This window comes from Streptomyces ovatisporus (assembly GCF_042653885.1).
Taxonomy (GTDB): Bacteria; Actinomycetota; Actinomycetes; order Streptomycetales; family Streptomycetaceae; genus Streptomyces; species Streptomyces ovatisporus.
In genome coordinates, this window is record NZ_JBHSFH010000010.1 from 285123 (window position 1) to 304250 (window position 19128).

The 19128-nt window shown below is 72.1% G+C and carries 17 protein-coding genes; 6 read left to right on the forward strand and 11 right to left on the reverse strand.

The window, feature by feature from the left end; translation table 11 throughout:
* Window positions 1-100: 100 nt before the first annotated feature.
* Window positions 101-322, reverse strand: a complete 222-nt coding sequence (locus ACFPA8_RS18980; protein ID WP_386450034.1) for a DUF6158 family protein — start codon at window positions 320-322, stop codon at window positions 101-103.
* Window positions 323-544: 222 nt separating this feature from the next.
* On the opposite strand from ACFPA8_RS18980, the gene ACFPA8_RS18985 reads away from it, so the two are divergent.
* The 5 genes from ACFPA8_RS18985 to ACFPA8_RS19005 all read left to right on the forward strand — a co-directional run bounded on the left by ACFPA8_RS18985 (window position 545) and on the right by ACFPA8_RS19005 (window position 5554).
* On the forward strand, window positions 545-1771 hold the full coding sequence (locus ACFPA8_RS18985; protein ID WP_386450036.1) for a baeRF2 domain-containing protein: 1227 nt from the start codon (window positions 545-547) through the stop codon (window positions 1769-1771).
* Entirely contained in the window at window positions 1746-2156 is a 411-nt protein-coding gene (locus ACFPA8_RS18990; RefSeq protein WP_386450037.1) for a DUF2795 domain-containing protein, read from the forward strand. The genes ACFPA8_RS18985 and ACFPA8_RS18990 overlap by 26 nt, the downstream gene beginning before the upstream one ends.
* A 189-nt stretch (window positions 2157-2345) precedes the next feature.
* Entirely contained in the window at window positions 2346-4076 is a 1731-nt protein-coding gene (locus ACFPA8_RS18995; protein WP_386450039.1) for a bifunctional phosphatase PAP2/diacylglycerol kinase family protein, read from the forward strand.
* 279 nt (window positions 4077-4355) lie between these two features.
* Window positions 4356-5165, forward strand: a complete 810-nt coding sequence (locus ACFPA8_RS19000; protein WP_386450041.1) for a methyltransferase domain-containing protein — start codon at window positions 4356-4358, stop codon at window positions 5163-5165.
* 32 nt (window positions 5166-5197) lie between these two features.
* On the forward strand, window positions 5198-5554 hold the full coding sequence (locus ACFPA8_RS19005; RefSeq protein WP_386450043.1) for a VOC family protein: 357 nt from the start codon (window positions 5198-5200) through the stop codon (window positions 5552-5554).
* A gap of 196 nt (window positions 5555-5750) precedes the next feature.
* On the opposite strand, the gene ACFPA8_RS19010 is transcribed toward ACFPA8_RS19005, so the two are convergent.
* The 7 genes from ACFPA8_RS19010 to ACFPA8_RS19040 form a co-directional block, all read right to left on the reverse strand.
* Entirely contained in the window at window positions 5751-6740 is a 990-nt protein-coding gene (locus ACFPA8_RS19010) for a zinc-dependent alcohol dehydrogenase family protein (RefSeq protein ID WP_386450045.1), read from the reverse strand.
* Window positions 6737-7639, reverse strand: a complete 903-nt coding sequence (locus ACFPA8_RS19015) for a carbohydrate ABC transporter permease (RefSeq protein ID WP_386450047.1) — start codon at window positions 7637-7639, stop codon at window positions 6737-6739. The genes ACFPA8_RS19010 and ACFPA8_RS19015 overlap by 4 nt, the downstream gene beginning before the upstream one ends.
* Complete coding sequence (locus ACFPA8_RS19020; protein WP_386450049.1) at window positions 7636-8619, reverse strand: carbohydrate ABC transporter permease; 984 nt, start codon at window positions 8617-8619, stop codon at window positions 7636-7638. Before ACFPA8_RS19020 ends, ACFPA8_RS19015 begins: the two co-directional genes overlap by 4 nt.
* On the reverse strand, window positions 8616-9977 hold the full coding sequence (locus ACFPA8_RS19025) for an ABC transporter substrate-binding protein (protein WP_386450051.1): 1362 nt from the start codon (window positions 9975-9977) through the stop codon (window positions 8616-8618). The genes ACFPA8_RS19020 and ACFPA8_RS19025 overlap by 4 nt, the downstream gene beginning before the upstream one ends.
* A gap of 130 nt (window positions 9978-10107) precedes the next feature.
* On the reverse strand, window positions 10108-10878 hold the full coding sequence (locus ACFPA8_RS19030; RefSeq protein WP_386450053.1) for a DeoR/GlpR family DNA-binding transcription regulator: 771 nt from the start codon (window positions 10876-10878) through the stop codon (window positions 10108-10110).
* Between the two features lie 376 nt (window positions 10879-11254).
* Window positions 11255-13237, reverse strand: coding sequence for a DUF5107 domain-containing protein (locus ACFPA8_RS19035; protein ID WP_386450055.1), 1983 nt, complete (start codon window positions 13235-13237; stop codon window positions 11255-11257).
* Window positions 13238-13487: 250 nt separating this feature from the next.
* A complete protein-coding gene (locus ACFPA8_RS19040) occupies window positions 13488-14216 on the reverse strand; it encodes a 4'-phosphopantetheinyl transferase family protein (protein WP_386450057.1) in 729 nt (242 codons plus the stop codon).
* Window positions 14217-14273: 57 nt separating this feature from the next.
* Here ACFPA8_RS19040 and ACFPA8_RS19045 point away from each other — a divergent pair, with 57 nt between their 5' ends.
* Window positions 14274-15383 (forward strand): aminoglycoside phosphotransferase family protein, encoded by a 1110-nt coding sequence (locus tag ACFPA8_RS19045; protein WP_386450059.1) that lies wholly within the window; start codon window positions 14274-14276, stop codon window positions 15381-15383.
* 135 nt (window positions 15384-15518) lie between these two features.
* On the opposite strand, the gene ACFPA8_RS19050 is transcribed toward ACFPA8_RS19045, so the two are convergent.
* The 3 genes from ACFPA8_RS19050 to ACFPA8_RS19060 form a co-directional block, all read right to left on the reverse strand.
* Window positions 15519-16058 carry a DinB family protein gene (locus ACFPA8_RS19050; protein WP_386450061.1) on the reverse strand — a complete coding sequence of 180 codons (540 nt, stop codon included), beginning with the start codon at window positions 16056-16058 and terminating at the stop codon, window positions 15519-15521.
* On the reverse strand, window positions 16055-16990 hold the full coding sequence (locus tag ACFPA8_RS19055) for a S66 peptidase family protein (RefSeq protein WP_386450462.1): 936 nt from the start codon (window positions 16988-16990) through the stop codon (window positions 16055-16057). Before ACFPA8_RS19055 ends, ACFPA8_RS19050 begins: the two co-directional genes overlap by 4 nt.
* A 95-nt stretch (window positions 16991-17085) precedes the next feature.
* Entirely contained in the window at window positions 17086-19116 is a 2031-nt protein-coding gene (locus ACFPA8_RS19060) for a S9 family peptidase (protein ID WP_386450063.1), read from the reverse strand.
* Window positions 19117-19128: the final 12 nt, after the last annotated feature.

Consider the following 19128-nt stretch of genomic DNA (forward strand, 5'->3'; position numbering starts at 1 on the left):
GGATCTCCTCGCCCGCCCCGCCCTGCGGGGCGGGCGGGTGCGGGGCGGCCCGGACCGGCGTGGGCGGTCGGGGCAGGTCCGGGCCGCCGGCTCGGGGCCGTCACTCGCTGCGGGCGCGGGCTCCCTCACGGGTACGGCCGGGCGAGACCGGACGCTCCGGGTGGCGTCGCAGGTACTCCGCCTCCAGCTCCGTCATGCGGACGCTGTGCGCGGACAGTGCGTCCGCGGGCGCGTGCAGCAGCGTGTCGTGCCGGGTGCGGTGGATGGTCTCCAGCTCCCTGAGCAGGTCCGCGTCGCTCAGCTGACGTGGATCGATTCCCATGGGTCTCCCTCTCTGTACGTCCTCTGCACGCCGGTGGTGCGTACGCCGGCTGCCGCGTCCTGCGCTGTTCGTCACCGGCAGTCCCGCTGTGCGTGTGCTGCTGTGCTGCTGTGTCGGGTTGCCGCGCCCCGCTCCGGTACGGGCTCCGCGGCGGGCCGCTGTTTCCTCGTGTTGCCCGCGACGGGCCGGGTACCCGGCGTGCGCAATCCAAGGAGGGAATCAATGGAACTCGGATTCCTCGGCCCGCTCTTCGAGCGCAAGGGCCCCTGGGCGTCGGTCTACTTCGACACCACAACGGCCTCCGAGGACGCGGCGGCACGCCGGGAGCTGACTGCCCGCTCCGCCGTCGACCGCCTGAAGGAGCAGGGCGCGGACAAGAAGACCTGCCGCGCCGTGTCCGAGCGGCTCACGTCGCTGCCCGTCGGCCGGGCCCCCGGACATGCCGTCTTCGCCGCCGACGGCGAGGTGGTGCTCGACACGGAGCTGACGGTCCCGCCGCCCGAGGGCGGCCGTCCCCCGGTCTCCTGGCAGGCGCTGCCCCGTATCGGCCCCCTGGTGGAACTCGCGGACAGCGAGCCTTCCTGCCTGGTGGCGTACATCGACCGCAAGGGAGCCGAATTCGAGCTCCGCGGCTCCGTCGGCTCGCACAGCGCGGGCCGCGTCACGGGCGCCGAGTGGCCGGTGCACCGCACCCCGTCGGGCGACTGGTCGGAACGGCACTTCCAGACCGCCGTCGAGAACACGTGGGAGCAGAACGCGGCGGAGATCGCCGACGAACTGCGCAACCGCTGGGAGAGGTGCGGTGCCCAGGTGCTGGTCCTCGCGGGCGAGAGCCGCGAGCGCCACGCCGTTCGCGACCGCCTGCCGTCCGACCTGCGGGAACGCACCTTCCAGGCGGAGCACGGCGTACGCGCCGACAGCGGCCCGGAAGGGCCCGCCTCGAACACCGCCAGCGGACGGCGGCTGCTGGACAAGGAGATCGCACACGCACGCACCGCCTTCGCGCAGCGCCGCGCCGCGGCGGTCCTGGAGAGGTTCCAGGCCGGACGGGCGCCGGGCGAGCAGGGCCGCGTCGCCGCAGCCGAAGGCGTGCCCGCGCTGGTGGAGGCCGCGCGGGAGCACCGCATCGCCGTGCTGCTGGTACGTCCGGACGGCCCCGATCTGCACCGCGAGGTCTGGGTCGGCGACCACCCCGACCAGGTGGCGGCACGCCGCACGGAACCCCAGTACCTGGGCGAGACCGAACCGTCGTCCGCGCGGGCCGACGACGCGCTGCTGCGCTCCGCCGCCACGACAGGGGCCGAAGTGCTGCGCGTACGTCCGGAGGACGTGCCGGAAGGCGTCCCGGAAGGGCTGCCGGACGGGGGCCTGGGCGCGTTGCTGCGCTGGGCGTACGAAGGAGGACCGGAAGGAGGCGGAGCCGGTGGCGGACAACATGCAGCGCGGTAGCGACCACCTGAGCCCCCACCGTGACGAGGAGGCCAAGCGGGAGATGCAGGGCCGGCTGAAGTCGGGGCATCCCACGCGTGCCGAGGAGTGGGACGACGCCGAACCGGGAGCCGACGACGATCCGGAGCTCTCCGAACGTCCCGTCCCGCCGGGCGGTGCGCCGAGCCGGCAGGAGGCCGAGGACGAGGCGCTGCGCTCCGACCTCGCCCGGCATCTGGGACGGCACTCCTTCCCCGCGGACCGCGAGGCCCTCAAGCGCGAGCTGATGGACCAGTACGCGCCTGATCCGCTGGTGGAGACCGTGCGCCGGCTGCCGAAGGACGGCGGCAGGTACACGAACGTCCAGGAGGTGATGGCCGCCCTCGGGCGGAAGCCACAGGCCTGAGCGGCCGGCCAGGACGGCTGGAGGCAACAGGACGCGGCCCGGCTCTCCCGCCGGGCCGCACCCGTGTCCGGGCGCGGACACGCGGCTCCCGCCTTCACCGGCGGGAGCCGTCGGGTGCGGGCACCGGGACCGGGGCGGCGGCGGACCGTCCAGGTTTACCGGTAACCGGCTCGGAGAAGGCGAAGCTGCATGGCAAGGTTCAGCAGTCGCACATGGCGCAACGCACGCAACGGCGCAGGCCGGGGGCGGGTCTCCACCCTGCGCCGGGTACGTGCCGCCTGGAGTCGGCCTGGTCCGTCGGTCCTGGAGGCGGCGGCTTCCGCCGTGTCGGACAACCCGGACAAGGCGCGCCGCTCAGGCGCTCCCGCCTGGCGGGAGTGGCCCGGCTGGCAGGCCTGGTCCGCGGCGGACCGTTCCGTCTTCGAGCGTGTGGCGAAGCGCGACTGGCCGGGGCCGGACCGGATCCTGCCGCGGCTGAGCCGCAGCGCCAACCACGGGCGGCTGTGGTTGGCGGTGGCGGGTGCTGTCGCGGTCAGCAACACGCCGCGGGCACGCAGGTGCGCCGCTCGCGGTCTGGCGTCGCTCGCCGTCGCCTCCGCCACCGTCAACACCCTCGGCAAGCGCTCCGTACGCCGGCAGCGCCCGGTCCTGGACACGGTGCCGGTGATAAGGCAGCTGCACCGTCAGCCGGTGACGACTTCCTTCCCGTCGGGGCACGCGGCGTCCGCCGCGGCTTTCGTCACGGGTGTGGCGCTGGAGTCGCCGCGCTGGGGTGCCGTGGTGGCGCCCCTCGCGGCGGCGGTGGCGTTCTCCCGCGTCTACACCGGCGTCCACTACCCGAGCGACGTGCTGGTGGGTGCGGCGCTGGGCGTGGGATCGGCGTTCGCGGTGCGGGGCATCGCTCCGACCCGGTCCCAGCTGCCCTCCCCCGGACGACCGCTGGTCGACGCCCCCGCGATGCCGGAAGGTCTCGGGCTCGTGCTGGTGGCGAACGCCGGCTCGGGCTCGCGTGAGGAGCCCTCCTGCGCCCCGGCCGACGAGGACGCCGAGCCGGAGGAACCGCCCTCGCTGAGCGTGGTGCGCAGCATGCTGCCCAAGGCGGAGATCGTCTGCTGCGACCCGCGGTCGGGGCAGCTGGGCGAGCAGCTCGACCGGGCCGCGCAGCGGGCCGCTGAACTGGGCGGTGCCCTGGGCGTCTGCGGCGGCGACGGCACCGTGAACGCCGCCGCGACCAGCGCCCTCCGTGCCGGGGTGCCGCTGGCGGTGCTGCCCGGCGGCACGCACAACCACTTCGCGTACGACCTGGGCATCGAGGAGTTCGCCGACACCTGCCGCGCCGTCCAGACAGGCGACGCGGTCGCCGTCGACCTCGGGCGCTTCACACCGCAGCCCCCGCACACGGACGACGAGGACGTGGCACGCGGGACCGGATACTTCCTGAACACCTTCAGCCTCGGCGCGTACCCGGAACTCGTCCGCATCCGCGAACGGTGGGCCCACCGCATCGGGCCGTGGCCCGCGGGGGTCCTGGCGGCTCTTCAGGTGCTGCGCACCAGCGGTCCCGTGGAGGCCGGGCTCGGCGGCAAGGAACGCGCCCTGTGGCTGCTGTTCGCGGGCAACTGCGCCTACCGGGTCGGGATGGCGCCTGTGCGGCGGCACGACCTCGCGGACGGACAGCTGGACATCCGTCTCGTCGGTGCGGGCCGCTGGGCACGTACCCGCCTCTTCGTCGCAGCGCTCACCAGCACCGTCGGCCGCTCCCCCCTGCACAGCACGAGGCGGCTGCGGCGGCTGATGATCACCGACATCCCGTCGGGGACCCACCTCAGCTACGACGGCGAAGTGGCGAAGGCACCGCACCGGTTGCTGCTCGACAAGCAGCACGAGGCGCTGACGGTCTACCGGCCGCTGGAGCAGTGAACCCCGCCCGTGAACTCCGGTGCGCGACCCGGAGCGTGCCGACGGCCTCTTGCCAGCCGTCCGTCATGCGAGACGGATCTGTCCAATACGTGAACGTCGGTCCTAGGGTGCGTCGTTTGGATCTTCGTGGTCGGCGAGCGGCGTCCGGTGCGTCCAGATGCCAGGCGGAGGATCGCCCTCGTACTGGGCGTACTCGGGCGACTCCGACAACGCAGCAGATGGGCGGGCCGGGCGTCGCGAGCCCGCGAAGATCCAAACGACGTGCCCTAGGCTGCCGTCATGCCGAAGGAGACCGCCACCTACACGCACGGGCACCACGCGTCCGTACTGCGCTCGCACACATGGCGTACGGCCGCGAACTCGGCCGCGTACCTGGTGGGTGAACTCAGCCCGGACACGCACCTCCTGGACGTCGGGTGCGGACCCGGGACCATCACCGCGGACCTGGCCGCGCTCGTCCCGGGCGGCCGGGTCACCGGGCTGGACGCCGTGCCGGACGTGCTGGAGCAGGCGCGTGCGAACGCGGCCGCACGCGGCCTGTCGAACACCGCCTTCACGACCGGGGACGTCCACGCTCTCGGCTTCGCCGACGACAGCTTCGACGTCGTGCACGCCCACCAGGTGCTCCAGCACGTAGGCGATCCGGTGGGCGCCCTGCGGGAGATGCGCCGCGTGTGCAGGCCCGGGGGCATGGTGGCCGCCCGGGACTCCGACTACGGCGCGATGTTCTGGTACCCGCATACCGGCGGTCTCGACGAGTGGCGTGAGCTCTACCGGCGCGTCGCCCGCGGCAACGGCGGCGAGCCCGACGCCGGGCGCCGGCTGCACGCCTGGGCACGGGAGGCGGGCCTGTCACGGATCACGGCGTCGTCGGGCATGTGGTGCTTCGCCACCCCCGAGGAGCGCCGGTGGTGGAGCGACCTGTGGGCGGAACGCACGCTCGCGTCCTCCTTCGCCCGGACGGCCGTCGACGGCGGGTACGCGACGACGGCTCAGCTCCGCGCGGCGGCGCGGTCGTGGCGGGAGTGGGGTGCGCGGGAAGACGGGTGGTTCGGTGTTCCCCACGGAGAGATCCTCTGCCGGGCCTGACGAGGGGGAAGTCCCCCAACTAGGCTCGTTCCATGGACATTCTGGGGACTTCACTGCGCGTGTGCGTCGACGATCTGGATACCGCTGTGCCGGCGTACGAACGACTGGCGAGCGCCGAGGCGGTGCGCTTCGCACAAGGACCGGTCTCGGTGGCGGCCGTCGGGCCGTTCTTCCTGATGAGCGGCCCCGCGGAGCACATGGAGATCCTCCGGAAGATCGCCGCGACGCTGGCCGTGAAGGACGTGGACGAGGCCGTCGCGGATCTGAAGGCAGTGGGCGCCCAGATCATCGCGGGCCCCAAGGAGACCCCCATCGGACGGAACGTGGTGGCACGGCACCCCGACGGCAGTGTCTTCGAATACGTCGACCGTCAGGGCGCGGACCAGTAGGGCCCGTCAGGGCGCGGACCAGTAGGGGCCCGGCAGGGCGCGGACCAGTAGAGCCCGGCAGGGCACGGACCAGTAGCGGGAACTGACGGTGGTTCAGCCGGTCGGTCCGTCGTGCGGCACAAGGGAAGGACGAAGAAGGGCCGGGGGTGATCACCCCCGGCCCTTCCCGCGTCCGGCCGCCGTTCCGCGCCTGTTCTCACGGCACGACGACGATCTTCCGTCCCTTTCCTGCCGCGAACTGATCCAAGGCCTGCGGGTATGCGTCCAGCGGGAGCCTGTCGGAGATGAAGATCTCCGGGTCGAGGACACCGCCGGCGAAGAGTTCGGCCGCGCGTTCGTAGCTGTGCAGCACCGCCATGGAGCCGGTGATGGTGATCTCCTGGTTGTAGATCTTGTACGGCTCGATGGTCGCCGTCGTCGCGTAGTCGGAGACACCGAACTGCAGGAACGTTCCCGCCTTGGCGACCCGTCCGATGCCGTCCTGGATCGCTGCCGCGTTGCCCGTGGCATCGACGACCAGGTCCCAGCCCTGCGGCCGGTCCAGCTCGTCGGCCGTCGCCGCCGCCGCGGAGCAGCCCAACCGCCGTGCTGTGGCGAGCCGTTCCTCGTTGAGGTCGAGGACGTCGACGCTCGCGGCGCCCGTCCGCTTGGCCAGCTCCAGCATCATCAGGCCCATGGTTCCGGAGCCGTAGACGAGAACGTGGGAGCCGAGCTGGCTCCTGAGCACGTCGTAGCCGCGTACCGCGCAGGACAGCGGCTCGATGAGGGCGGCGTCCTGGGTGCGTATGTGCTCGGGCAGCTTCACGCAGTTGGCGACGGGCGCCACCGCGTACTCGGCGGCGCCGCCGGCCGTGGTCACGCCGATCGCGGCCCAGCGTTCGCAGAGGTTGTTGTGTCCGGTACGGCAGTAGCGGCACTCATAGCAGTACAGCGACGGGTCCACGGCGACGCGGTCGCCGACGGCCAGTTCGTCCACTTCGCTGCCGACGCCCACGACTTCTCCGGCGAACTCGTGGCCCGGGACGAGAGGCAGTGAAGGAGCGAACTCGCCCTGCAGGATGTGCAGATCGGTGCCGCACAGCCCGCATGCCGCCACCTCGACGACCACCTGACGGGGACCGGGCGCCGGGTCGGGGACGGTGGTGAGCGAGACCCTGCCCGGGGACTCGACGAGAGCTGCCTTCATTTCACTGCTCCTAGGGAAAGGCCCTGGACGAGCTTGTCCTGGGCGGCGAACCCTGCCGCGAGCACCGGCAGGGAGATCACGACCGACGCCGCGCACACCTTCGCCAGGAACAGGCCCTGGCTGGTGATGAATCCGGTCAGGAAGACCGGCGCCGTCTGGGCGACGACACCCGTGAGGACCCGGGCGAAGAGCATCTCGTTCCAGCTGAAGATGAAGCAGATGAGCGACGTCGCGGCGATGCCCGGCATGGCGATCGGGGCGACGACGCGGGTGAGGATCGCGGGCAGCCTCGCCCCGTCGATCTGTGCCGCCTCGATCAGCGCGGCCGGCACCTCGGCGAGGAAGGACTGCATCATCCAGACCGCGATCGGCAGGTTCATCGAGGTGTAGAGGATGACGAGCAGCCAGATGTTGTCCAGCAGGCCGGTGTTCTTCGCGAAGAGGTAGATCGGCAGGAGTCCCGCGACGACAGGCAGCATCTTCGTCGAGAGGAAGAAGAAGAGGACGTCGGTCCATTTGCGTACGGGCCGGATGGACAGCGCGTACGCGGCGGGCAGCGCCAGCAGCAGCACGAAGAGGGTCGAGACCACCGACGCCGTGAGGGAGTTGGCGAGCGAGAACCACGGGCTGGGTCCTCCGCCGGCGCCGAAGAACTCCCGGTAGCCGTCGAGTGTCAGGGGCGCCGCGAGTGCGGGCGGGTTCTTGGCGGCGTCGGTCTCCGAGTGCAGCGACGTCAGCCCCATCCACAGCACCGGCAGCACGAAGACGATGCCGACGAGCCAGGCGACGAGGCCCAGTGAGGCGTTCCTCCGGCGGACGCTCTTCGGCGCGGTGTCGGGAGCGGCACGCTTCGCGGTGGGCTTCGCGGTGGACGGACCGGTGCTCGTTGCGGCGCTCATGAACGGGCCTCCTCGTTGAAGAGGGACGAGACCACCCGCAGCGCGAGGGTGGCGATGACGATGGAGCCGATCACGACGAGCACACCGGCGGCGGACGCGAGTCCGTACTCGTGCCCCTGGTAGAAGGTCTGGTAGATCGTGTACGGCAGGTTGGCGGTGCCGAGCCCGCCCGAGGTGATGGTGAAGACCGCGTCGAAGTTCTGCACGATGTAGACGGTCCCGAGCAGCGCCCCCAGCTCCAGGTAGCGGCGCAGATGGGGCAGCGTGATGTAGCGGAAGACCTGCCAGGCGCCCGCGCCGTCTATCCGGGCGGCCTCGACGGCGTCGGAGGGGCGGCTCTGCAGCCCGGCCAGCAGGATCAGCATCATGAACGGCGTCCACTGCCACACCAGCGAGGCCTCGACGGCGCCGAGCGGCATCTCGGCGACCCAGTCGGGCTGGGCGGCGCCGTCGCCGGAGATCCAGTGCAGTACGCCGTTGAAGAGCCCGTACTCCGGGTTGTAGAGCACGTGCTTCCACAGCAGCGCCGCCGCGACGGGAACCAGCAGGAACGGCGCGATCAGCATCGTACGGACGGCGCCGCGGCCCTTGAACCGGCGGTCCAGGAGCAGGGCGAGCAGCATCCCCAGCACGAGGCTGACCAGCACGACGGTGACGGTGAGCAGGATGGTGGTCAGGACGGACTTGCGCAGTTCCGGATCGCCCAGCACCTCGCCGTAGTTGGCGAGCCCGGTGAAGCTGCGGGCCTCCGGGTACAGGGCGTTCCAGTCGAAGACGGAGATCACCAGGGTCGCCACCATGGGCAGCTGGGTGACGATGATCAGGAAGATCAGGGCGGGCAGCAGCGGGGCGCGGGTGACCCAGGCACGCAGCCGTGCCGACGGCGCATGCCGTGCCGGCTGCCCGGGGTGGTGTGACTGCGGTGCGCGGGCGCCGGGAGGAGTCGTCGTCGTGGTGGGCGTTGTCGGCGTGCTGCTCATCGTCCTCGTCCCTCGTACTCCTCGGAGACCTCTAGGGCCAGCTGCTGTGACTTCTTCAGGGCCGTCTCCACGGACTGGCGTCCCGCGATGGCCGCGCTGATCTCCTGGGAGACCTTGGTGCCCAGGTCGGAGAACTCGGGGATGTCGACGAACTGGATGCCGATGGTGGGGCGTTGCTGGACGCCCGGGTCGCGCGGATCGGCTTCGGTGATCGCCTTGCGGGTGGTCTCTCCGAACGCCCCGGCCGTCTTCTCGTACTCGGGTATCCCGTAGGTGGAGGCGCGCTTCCCCGCCGGCACGTTGGCCCAGCCGAACTCCTCGCCGACGAGCCGCTCGTACTCCTTGCTGGAGGCCCAGGAGATGAACCGGTACGCCTTGTCCTGGTTGCGCGACGCCTTCTGCAGGCCCCAGGCCCAGCTGTAGAGCCAGCCGGAGGAGTCGGTCCGCACGGTCGGGGCGGGCGCGTAGCCGATCTTGCCCTTGACGGGGGACTTCTCCGCCTCCAGCGAGCCGGCACCCGACGTGGCGTCGTACCACATGGCCGACTTGCCCTGCGTCATGTTGTTCAGGCACTCGGCGAACCCCGACTGGGTGGCTCCGGACTGGCCGTGCCTGCGTACGAGTCCGACGTAGAACTTCGTGGCCTTCACGAAGGCGGGGTCGGTGAGCTTCGCCTTGTAGCTCTTGTCGAACCACGTGCCGCCGAAGGTGTTGACCACCGTGGTCAGCGGTGCGATGACTTCGCCCCAGCCGGGCAGCCCGCGCAGGCAGATGCCGCTCATGCCCTTCTCGGCGCCGTCCGCCTCGGCGGCGAGCTTCGCGACCTGCTGCCAGGTCGGCTCGGCGGGCATCTTCAGGCCCTTCTTCTCGAAGACGTCCTTGCGGTACATCAGGAAGGAGGACTCGCCGTAGAAGGGCTCCGCGTAGGTCTTGCCGTCCTCGCCCTTCAGGGACTCGCGAATAGGGGGAAGGATGTCCTTCTGGTCGAAGTCCTCGTCCTTCTTCAGGTAGCCGTCCAGCGGTTGGAGCCACTCGTTCTTCGCGTAGATCGGCGCCTCGTAGTTGCTGATCGTGGCGACGTCGTACTGGCCGGCCTGGTTGGCGAAGTCCTGGCCGATCTTGTCGCGTACGTCGTTCTCCGGCAGCGTCGTGAAGTTGACCTTGATGCCGGTCTTCTTGGTGAAGTGCTCGGCGGTGAGCTTCTGCAGCTCGACCATCTGCGGGTTGTTCACCATCAGGACGTTGATCGTGTCGCCGCCTGTGGCGAGGCTGCCCGCACCGGCGCACGCGGCCATCAGCACATTGGCGGTTGCGACACCGATGACTGCGCGCGTCCTGCGGCGGCTCTGACTGCGCATGAACGGTCTCCTGGTCATATCGGGGCGAAGCGGGCGAAGAGTGGCGGGCCGGGGGCGGGAGAGGGCCTGAGACGTACGGCCGGCAGGGGCCGGCGGGGAAGGACGGGCGGGGCGGGAACCCGTGCAGGGGTCAGACGCGGATCACTTGGGGCCCGCGGAGCGAGTAGCGGTGAGCCTCGGAGGCGGGCACCCCCGTCGAGGTGATGATCGTTTCGAAGTCCCCGACCTCGGCGAAGCGGCAGAAGCTCACCGCTCCGAACTTGGTGTGCATGCCCGCGAAGATCCGCCGCCGGGAGGCTCTGACGGCCTGTGCCTTCACCTCGCTGACAGCCGGGTCGGGCGTGGTCAGTCCGTGTTCCCGCGAGATGCCGTTGGCGCCGATGAAGGCCAGGTCGATGACGAACCCGGCCAGCATCTTCGTCGTCCAGTGATCGACGGTGGCGAGCGTCCCGCCGCGTACGCGCCCGCCCAGCAGCAGCACCGTGATCTCCTCCGCCGAGGCGAGCGCCCCCGCGGCGGCCAGGGACGCGGTGACCACCGTCAGCGGACGGTCCCGGGGCAGGGCCTCGGCGATGAGCTGCGGCGTGAAGCCCTCGTCGACGAAGACCGTCTCGGCCTCACCGAGGTGTTCGACGGCGGCGGCGGCGATACGGCGCTTCTCGGGCACGTGCATGGTGGTACGGAACGCGAGCGTCGTCTCGAAGCCCGCGCTCTCCACGGGGTAGGCCCCGCCGTGCGTGCGGCGCAGCAGCCCGTGGGACTCCAGGACGCGCAGATCACGGCGGACGGTCTCCTTCGCGACGCCCAGCGTGGCGGCGAGATCGGCCACGTCGACCGAACCGCTGCGGCGCGCCGCCACGACGATCTCGCGCTGTCGTTCCTCCGCGCTCATGGGCGGCACTCCCCTCTCCGTACGGTCACCGTCCTGCCCGTTCGGGCCCGTGTGGAGAGTTGTACAGCTCCTCGAACACGGGGACCAGGCCGAGCGCTGGCGGGATCGTGCCCGTTTCTGCCCGTTCCGGCGGGACTCCGCGGACCCCACGACGTGGGCCGACGAGCGACCGGCGCGGCCGGGTGATGTCTGCTCCGGCACTGTGCATGCCCGTCGGCGGCCCGTTCCGGCCGGGCGGAACGGTGGCAGAGGTCACTGCCCGTCGCACGCGGCGGGTCCGAACGGTCATCCGGGCGCGGTCGTCCCGGCCTGTCCTGTCATCCGGGGCTGTCCCGTCCTGGACCGTCCCGGCCCAGCCTGTCCTGCCTCGTCCCGGCCCGTCCTGTCAGGCGGGGCGCATCCGGAAGTCGTACCGCTCCGGGAGGGGTTCGTCGCTGAGGGCCGCCCACGTCTCGCTGAGCACCTCGTCGCCCTCACGCAGGTCGTCGACCTCGAAACCGGCCTCGAACACCTCACGTGCCGCGGCCTTCTTCCCCTCGGCCGAGAGCACTTGGGCGCGCAGCAGCCGGTAGCGTCCCCGGGCCCGCGTATCCGGAGGCAGCTGATCCAGGACGTCCCGCGCCTGAGCGGTACGCCCCGCCGCGAGCAGCACGGGCACCGCCTCCCGTACGAGCGCTGCCAGCACCACCGGCGGAGCGGCGGAGGACACGGCCGACTCGACAGCGGAGAGCCAGCGGTCCGCCGCCCGTGGCAGCCGGCCGCGCACGTGGGGTTCGTGTGCGTCCGCGAAGGCCAGACACCGCAGCGCCCACGGCGTCGGCGCCGCCGCGACGGACCGCTCCCAGCTGCGTACGGCCTGCGCCCTGTCGCCCGCGTGCCACTGCGCGACACCGAGGTGGTAATCCGTCAGCGGCCCGGAAGGCGCGCACTCCAGCTGAGCGCGCCAGGCTTCGGAGACCAGCGAGGGCACCGGGACTCCTGCGGCGGCGGCCGCGCCGGGTCCCGGATCGTCGGCGAAGCGGCCCTTCGTGAGCAGCTCCAGCCAGGGACGCTGCTCGTCCCCCAGCGTCTCCTCGGGGAACGGCGTCCCCGGCAACGAGTAGCCGCCACGGGCCACTTCGAGGGCTCCCCAGCCCGAGCCCGCGGCCAGCAGCCCGCCGTGCGGCTCCGAATCGGCGCACCGGCGCCACGCCTCGTAGGCGGCGTCGACCTCGGCGCGGGGCAGGACCTCCTCCAGCCGCGATTCGGTGTGTGCACGCGCTGCCGCCCAGTCCCGGCCGTGCACGGCGGCCGGGTCGGCCGCGAGGGGGCCGTACGCCTCCAGCCATGCGAACTCCTGCCCCGCCTCCAGCGGGACGTGTTCCAGCTGGGTACGTGCGAGCCCCGCCTGGATCTCGGCGTAGCCGCCCGTCCCCGGTTCGGTCAGCCACTCCTGCCAGCGCCGTCCTCCCGGACCGTGGCCCCACGCGAAGAGTTTGCGGCCGCGCAGCAGCGAGGTGGAGGTCTGCACGAGACCCGTGCCCTGTGCGTCGAGCGAGGCGATCCACTTCCTGGAAGGGGCGGGGATCTCGTAGAAGTAGTCGGCGGGGAATTCGCTGCCCAGCGGATACGAACGGTCCGCTCCGTCCCACTCCGGCACGGGAATGCGGCGCAGGCGGCGCTCGTAGGCGAAGTACCAGGTCTCCTCGGCCGGTACGAGGACCCGCGTGCCCTCCTCCTCCGGGACCGCGATGTTCGACCACCAGTAGACGGGCACGGGGCGGTCGTGCGGGTTGCGGATGCGGGCGCCCACGTAGAGGAAGTCGGAGTTCTCCGGCAGCCACAGGTCGACCTGGAACGGAGTGTCGCGCAGCCGCTCCCACTCCCACAGGCGCAGCATGTCGCCGCCGTCGGGTGCGGTCACCCGCGCCGCGTGCAGCGGGGCGCAGGAGAGCGTGGTGTGGCCCGTCGCTCCGATGTTCCACTCGATGCCGCCGGAGTACCACGCGCCGTTGAGCGCGAAGTCGGCAGGCTGCAGGACGGGGTTCGTGTAGAGCAGGTTCCTGCCCGTGGGTTTGTGGTGGAGCGAGTGGACGCGGCCGCCGTATCCCGGCAGCACGGTCGCGCGCAGCCGGTCGTTCTCCAGGACCAGTGCGTCGAGGGCGGCGGGAGTGCGCTCGCGGGTGTAGCCGTCGAGCACCCGGGCCGGCAGCACCGAACGCAGCGGCCCGTATCCCACCTGCCGTGCCATCTCGGCGGGCAGGGACGCGCGTTCACGCTCGTCGAGGGTGTGCATCTCGTCGAGGGGCAGCAGCGGGGGCAACGGGTTCTCGGGGCCGAGGGGCGCGAGGGGCAGGGTCACGGTGGTGCGTCGCAGTGTCGTCGGCACGGCTACCTCGATCCTCTACGCGGCTGGGGCGCCTCCGCCTGCCCGGGACCCTTCCCGGGAGCCCCGATGACCATGGAACACGGTGGGCGCCGCCTTGAACAGGCCGCATCCGGGGGCGTTCCGGTTCTCGCGTGGCGCCGCGGGGGCCGTCACTCGACGAGGCGGGAAGCGCGCCTCACTCGGCGGGAGGGGCCGGAGGACGGCCGTACCGCTCACGCGGAGGACGACTGCTCACGCGGAGGGCGATCGCTCACGCGGAGGGCGGCACGTCCTGCCGGTCCAGCAGCGCCCAGGCGGCGGCGTAACCGCCGGGCACGGGGATGTCGGTGATCCGCCAGCCGGCGGGCGGCACGGGTACCGGCGACGTGCTCACGTAGGTGACGGCAGGATCCTCGGCCAGTCCGGTCCCGGTGCCCTTGAGATAGGCCTCCTTCCGGGTCCAGCAGCGGGCGAAGGCCGCACCCCGCTCCCCTTCCGGGAGAGCGGCGAGTTCTATCTGCTCGCGAGGGTGCAGGGCGCCTGCGACCTCGGTGACGACCGACGGTTCCTGTTCCTGCTCGACATCGGCACCGACCGGGGCGTCGGCGAAGGCGAGCAGCACCAGGTCACCCGCGTGGGAGAGGGAGAAGTGCAGAGGATCGCCCGGCACAGAGGGACGTCCGTGCGGACCGCCGCAGACGGGGCAGTCGGCACGGCTCAGGGGGACGGCGGCGGGCGTGGTGCCGAGCCGTGCGGCCAGTTCGCGGCGGAGCGCTGTGTGAGCGACGTGGTAGCGGTCCCGGTCCGCCCTCTGCCGGAACGCCGCGCCGCGGGCCCGCTCCTCGTCGGAGAGCAGCGGCAGCTCGCGGGCGGCCCGGCTCGCGAACTCGGAGACCCGCAGGACACGGACGTCGACGGGTGCGCCGGACGCGCTGCCGGGTGAGGAGTCCTGCCCCGGCACCCGGCCGGCGTCCCGCGCTGCTCCGGAAGTGGTCGGCATCTTACGAAAGTACACTCCGTACGGTCGTCTCCCGCAGGCCGGAGGAGGGTCCCGGGCGTGACCACAGCCGATCTCTTCCCGAACTCGCTGCCTGTGACGACCGCGATGCGGCGCACCGCCAGCGGACGTGAGTGGCTGCTCCGACTTCCCGCGCTGGTCGAGGAGTTGAGGCAGCGGTGGGAGCTGCGGCTCGGTGCGCCGTACCACGGCGGCAGCTGCTCCTGGGTCGCCCCCGCCGAGCGTACGGACGGGGCCCGCGCCGTGCTGAAGGTGACATGGCCGCACAGGGAGGCCCGGCCGGAGGGCGAGGTGCTGCGGCTGTGGGCGGGCGAGGGCGCGGTGCTGGTGCTCGAACACGACCCGCAGCTGTACGCGCTGCTCCTGGAACGCTGCGAACCGGGCACCCAGCTCGGCGAAGCCCTGCAACTGACCGCCGAGGAAAGGCTCGTGGCCGGTGCGGGAGTGCTGCGCGCACTGTGGGAAGCCGGCCGTGACCGGCGGCCCGGCAGAGATTCCACGGTGGAGCTGCTCGCCGACGCGACCGGCGGGCTGGCGGACCTCCTCGACGAACGTGCCGGCCGGTACGAGTGGCCGTCCTCGGTGGACACCGGACTCTTCCCCCGGGCTTCGGCTCTGCTGCGTGAACTGCCGCGCACCGCCCCGCTGGAGACGGTGGTGCACGGCGACTTCAACCCCGGCAACGTGCTGGCGGCCCGACGCCGGCCGTGGCTGGCGATCGATGCCAAACCCCTCTACGGCGACGCCGCGTTCGACCCGTGGCCGCTGATCCAGCAGGTCGACGATCCGTTCGCGCATCCCTCGCCGCAGCGCGTGCTCGCCCGGCGTACGGAGCTGGTGGCCGGCGAACTCGGCGCGGACGTCGACCGGGTGCGCGCCTGGGCCATGGCGCGTCTCGTCGAGTTCGCGCTGTGGCAGCTGGACGTGGGCGGTGACGGCAGCGGTGCGAGCGGTGGTGACGGCTGTGGGCGTGGCAGCGGGGATGGCAGCGGGGACGCCGGTGAGGGTGGGGGTGGTGCCGGTGAGGGTGGCTGGGGAGCTCCCCGCAGCGTCGGCGGGGGTGGCGCGACGCGACCTGGAGTGGAACTGGCACAGAGCGTGCGTCTCTTGCAACAGGCCCGTTCTCTCGCCGAGTTGGCCGGGCTCTGACGCTCCGCCACGGAGGGCGGGCAGGCGGCGGGGCGACGGCGGTCGCCCCGCCTGAGACCCGGCCTGTCCCCGGGCCGGAACGGTCCGTCGGCGCAGTCACTCCTGCCCGTCCTGCCCCGCCCGTCCTTGCCCCGCCTACTCCCCCGTCGCGCCGTCGGCCAGTTCCCGTGCCACATCGAGGTGACCGACGTGCCGCGCGTACTCCTGAACCAGGTGGAAAAGGATCCAGGCCAGCGACGGCGCCTCCTCCTCGGTGGGGAAGCGGCCACCCAGTCGCGCGTGTGCGTCCAGCCGGGCCTCGCGGACGATTTCGCGGGAGCGGTCGCACTGGGCCCGGAAGGCGGCGACGGTCTCGGCCACCGTCACCCCGTCCGGGACGCGCCACTTGCCGTCCCCGCCCCTGTCGCCCCACGGGTCCGGCGCCATCTCGGCCTCGAACCCCCAGCACAGCCACCGGCGTTCCACGTACGTCAGGTGACGCACCAGCTCGAGCGGCGACCAGCCCGACGGCAGACGACTGCCCCTCAGCTCCTCCTCGGAGAGACCGTCGATCTTCCGCAGCAGGGTCTCCCGGTAGTAGTCGAGGTAGCCGCGCAGCAGTGCGTGCGGGTCGGCCACCGACGGATCGGGCTCGCCCGGCGGCAGTGGCGGGATGGACGCTTCGGTGGCGGTCACGTGAGTCCTGGTTCGTCGTAGGTGAGCGTACGGGCGTCCGCGTCCAGCACGGCCGGAACGCCCAGGGGCAGAGTCGGGGTGGAGGTGCCGTGGCCGAAGCCCATGTCCTCCACGACGGGGACGCCGAGCGGCGCGAGCCGCTCCCGGAGCACCGCTCGGACGTCTTCGCGTGCTCCGCAGTCCGTGAACGAGCCCAGTGCGATACCGGCGACCCCCTCGAACCAGCCTGACCGGAGGAGTTGGGTCAGGAGCCGGTCGAGGCTGTAGGGCTGCTGCGCTATGTCCTCCAGCAGCAGGATCCCGCCCGCCGCTGAGGGGCGTGCGTGCCTGGTGCCCCGGTCGGCGGCGAGAAGCGACAGGTTCCCGCCGAGGGTGACACCTCGTGCCTGTCCGGGGACGACGGTGCGGGTGTTCTCCCCGGGCTCTGTCACGCGGACGCTCTCCGGGGCGAAGAGGGTGCTGCGCAGATGCTCGCGCGTCGCACTGTCGGCGAGGAAGGAGGCGGTGGCGACCATCGGTCCGTGCAGTGTGGCGAGACCGAGCTGCTGCGCCAGCGCCTCGTGCATGACGGTGAGATCGCTGTAGCCCACGAACACCTTTACGGGGGCACTGCGCAGCGCGTCCCAGTCGAGCAGGTCGAGGATGCGCTGGGTGCCGTAGCCGCCGCGCGCCGCGATGACAGCCGACAGCGATGGATCGCACCAGGCTTCCTGGAAGTCGCGGGCACGGAGTTCGTCGGCGCTCGCCAAGTGGTCCATGGAGGGATGGGGTTCGAGCACATGCGGACCGAGGACGGGCTCCAGGCCCCAGTCCCGCAGGATGTCCACCCCCGTCGTGAGGTTCTCCCTCTGCACCGGCCCGCTCGGCGCGACGATCCCGACACGGTCGCCGGGCCGCAGCCGCCGCGGCCGCGTCAGCGGGCGGACGCTCACCGCCGAGGCCGAGGCCGCTGACGGTGCCGCGCCAGGGGTGCCCTGTCCTGCCCCAGCCCGGTCCGGCTCCTGCTGCTGTGTCTGCGTCGCATCCGTCACGGCTTCAGCTCCAGAGTGGGTACGTCGCTCCGCTCGATGCCGAACGTCTGGGCGTACAGCGACAGTTCCGCCTCGACGGTCCGGATGATGGTCTCCGCGCGGCGGAAGCCGTGGCCCTCCCCCTCGAAGGTGAGATAGGCGTGCGGCACTCCTCGGCCGTCGAGCTGTTCGAGGAAGCGGTCGCACTGGACGGGCGGACAGATGACGTCGTCCAGCCCCTGAAGCAGCAGGAAGGGGGCCTCGATCAGCTCGGCGTGCTGCATGGGGGAACGCTCGCGGTAGCGGTCCGGGACGTCCCTCAACGGGCCCACCAGCGACTCCAGATACTGCGATTCGAAGTCGTGGGTCTCACCGGTGGCCCATCCCGTCAGATCCAGGATGGGGTAGCTGATCGTCCCGCACGCGTACAGGCCGGCGGTGTCCGGAGAGGTCAGCGAGGCCGCGGTCGTCCAGCCGCCCGCGCTGCCGCCGCGCAGGGCGAGCCGCCGGGGGTCGGCGCTGCCCTCGGCCGCCAGCTGCCTGGCCACGTCCGCGCAGTCCTCGACGTCGACGACGCCCCACTGTTCGCGCAGCCGGTTGCGGTAGGCCCGTCCGTAGCCCGTGGAGCCTCCGTAGTTCACCTCGACGACGCCGATGCCGCGGGACGTGAAGTAGGCGATCTCCAGGTCGAGTACGAGCGGGGTACGGCTGGTGGGACCGCCGTGCACCCACACCACGTAGGGCGGCTTCTCGCCTTCCGGTGCCGCGTAGCCGGGATGGTGCGGCGGGTAGACCTGGGCGTGGATGTCGCGGCCGTCCCGCCCGGTGAAGGTACGCACCAGGGGCCGCGGGTAGTGGGCGGGATCGACCAGGTCCTCGTGCTCGGCGGCGACGACGAAGGCGTGGCCGGTGCCGGTGTTCAGCTCGACCACTTCGTAGGAACTGTGCGGTGAGGCGGCCACACCGACGACGCGGGTGCCCGTCACGGCCAGCGCGGCCCACTCCGTCCAGGGGCCGGCGGCGTCGGCGATCTCCCCCGTCCGCGGGTCGAGAATGCCCAGCCGCATGGCTCCGCGCCCGTGGAGAGTGGCGATGAGGCCGTCGGGCATCGGCTCGAACCACTTCTGCCCGATGCGCCACAGCCCGCCGGCGAACTCCTCCTCCCGCGGGCACAGGGCGACCCGCCCGTCGGCACCTCCCGTCGAAGGCGCGTCCAGATCGAGGCGCTGAAGGTTCCACCAGCCGGTCGCGTCCGAGGCGAGGAGCAAGGCACCGTCGGGCGCCCATTCGACCTGGGCCACGGACTCCTCCGGGCCGCCCGCCACGGAGCGCACGTCCTCCAGCCGCCCCTCGGCCGTCACCCGGGCGACCTTCACGACCGTCCCGTCCCACGGCATCGCCGGGTGGTCCCATGCGAGCCAGGCCACACGGCCGCCGTCCGGGGCGAGCCGGGGGCCCGTCACGAACCGGGCGGCGTCACCGGTCAGTTCCCGTACGCCAGTGCGGTCCTCGGCAGCGGAACCGTCCAGCGGGACCGCGGCGAGCAAACGCCGTACGTCGGTCGGTCCCTCGCCGGTGAACTCCTCCAGCACACACCACACCTCGGGCCGGGCGCCCTCCGCCCGCACGACGACGGGGTCGCACCAGCGCAGCCCCCCGTCGCACACCTCGGAGAGCGGGGTGAGGGGCCGCGGCACGGAGCCGGGCAGGTCCGGTTCGTAGGCGTAGAGCCGCTGGTCCGCGAAGTGGGTGAAGACCAGCAGCGGCCCGCCCTCGCTCCGGGCCGCACCCGCCCAGGGCTGTCCGCCGTACTCGATGACGCGGTTGCGCACGTTCCACGGGGCGGGGAGCACCGACTGCGCTTCGGTCCCGCCGTCGGCGGGCAGCCGCATCAGCGCGCGGCGCCCCCCTTCGGCCGGACGCGGCTCCGTCCACCAGATCTCCTCACCCACGGCCCCGGGGAACTCGGGCTTGCCGTCGTGCGAGGCGACGAGTGAGGCGTCGATCGGGGACGGCCAACTGCCGTAGGGGGCCGTGGTGGTCGGCATGCGGGGGAAGCC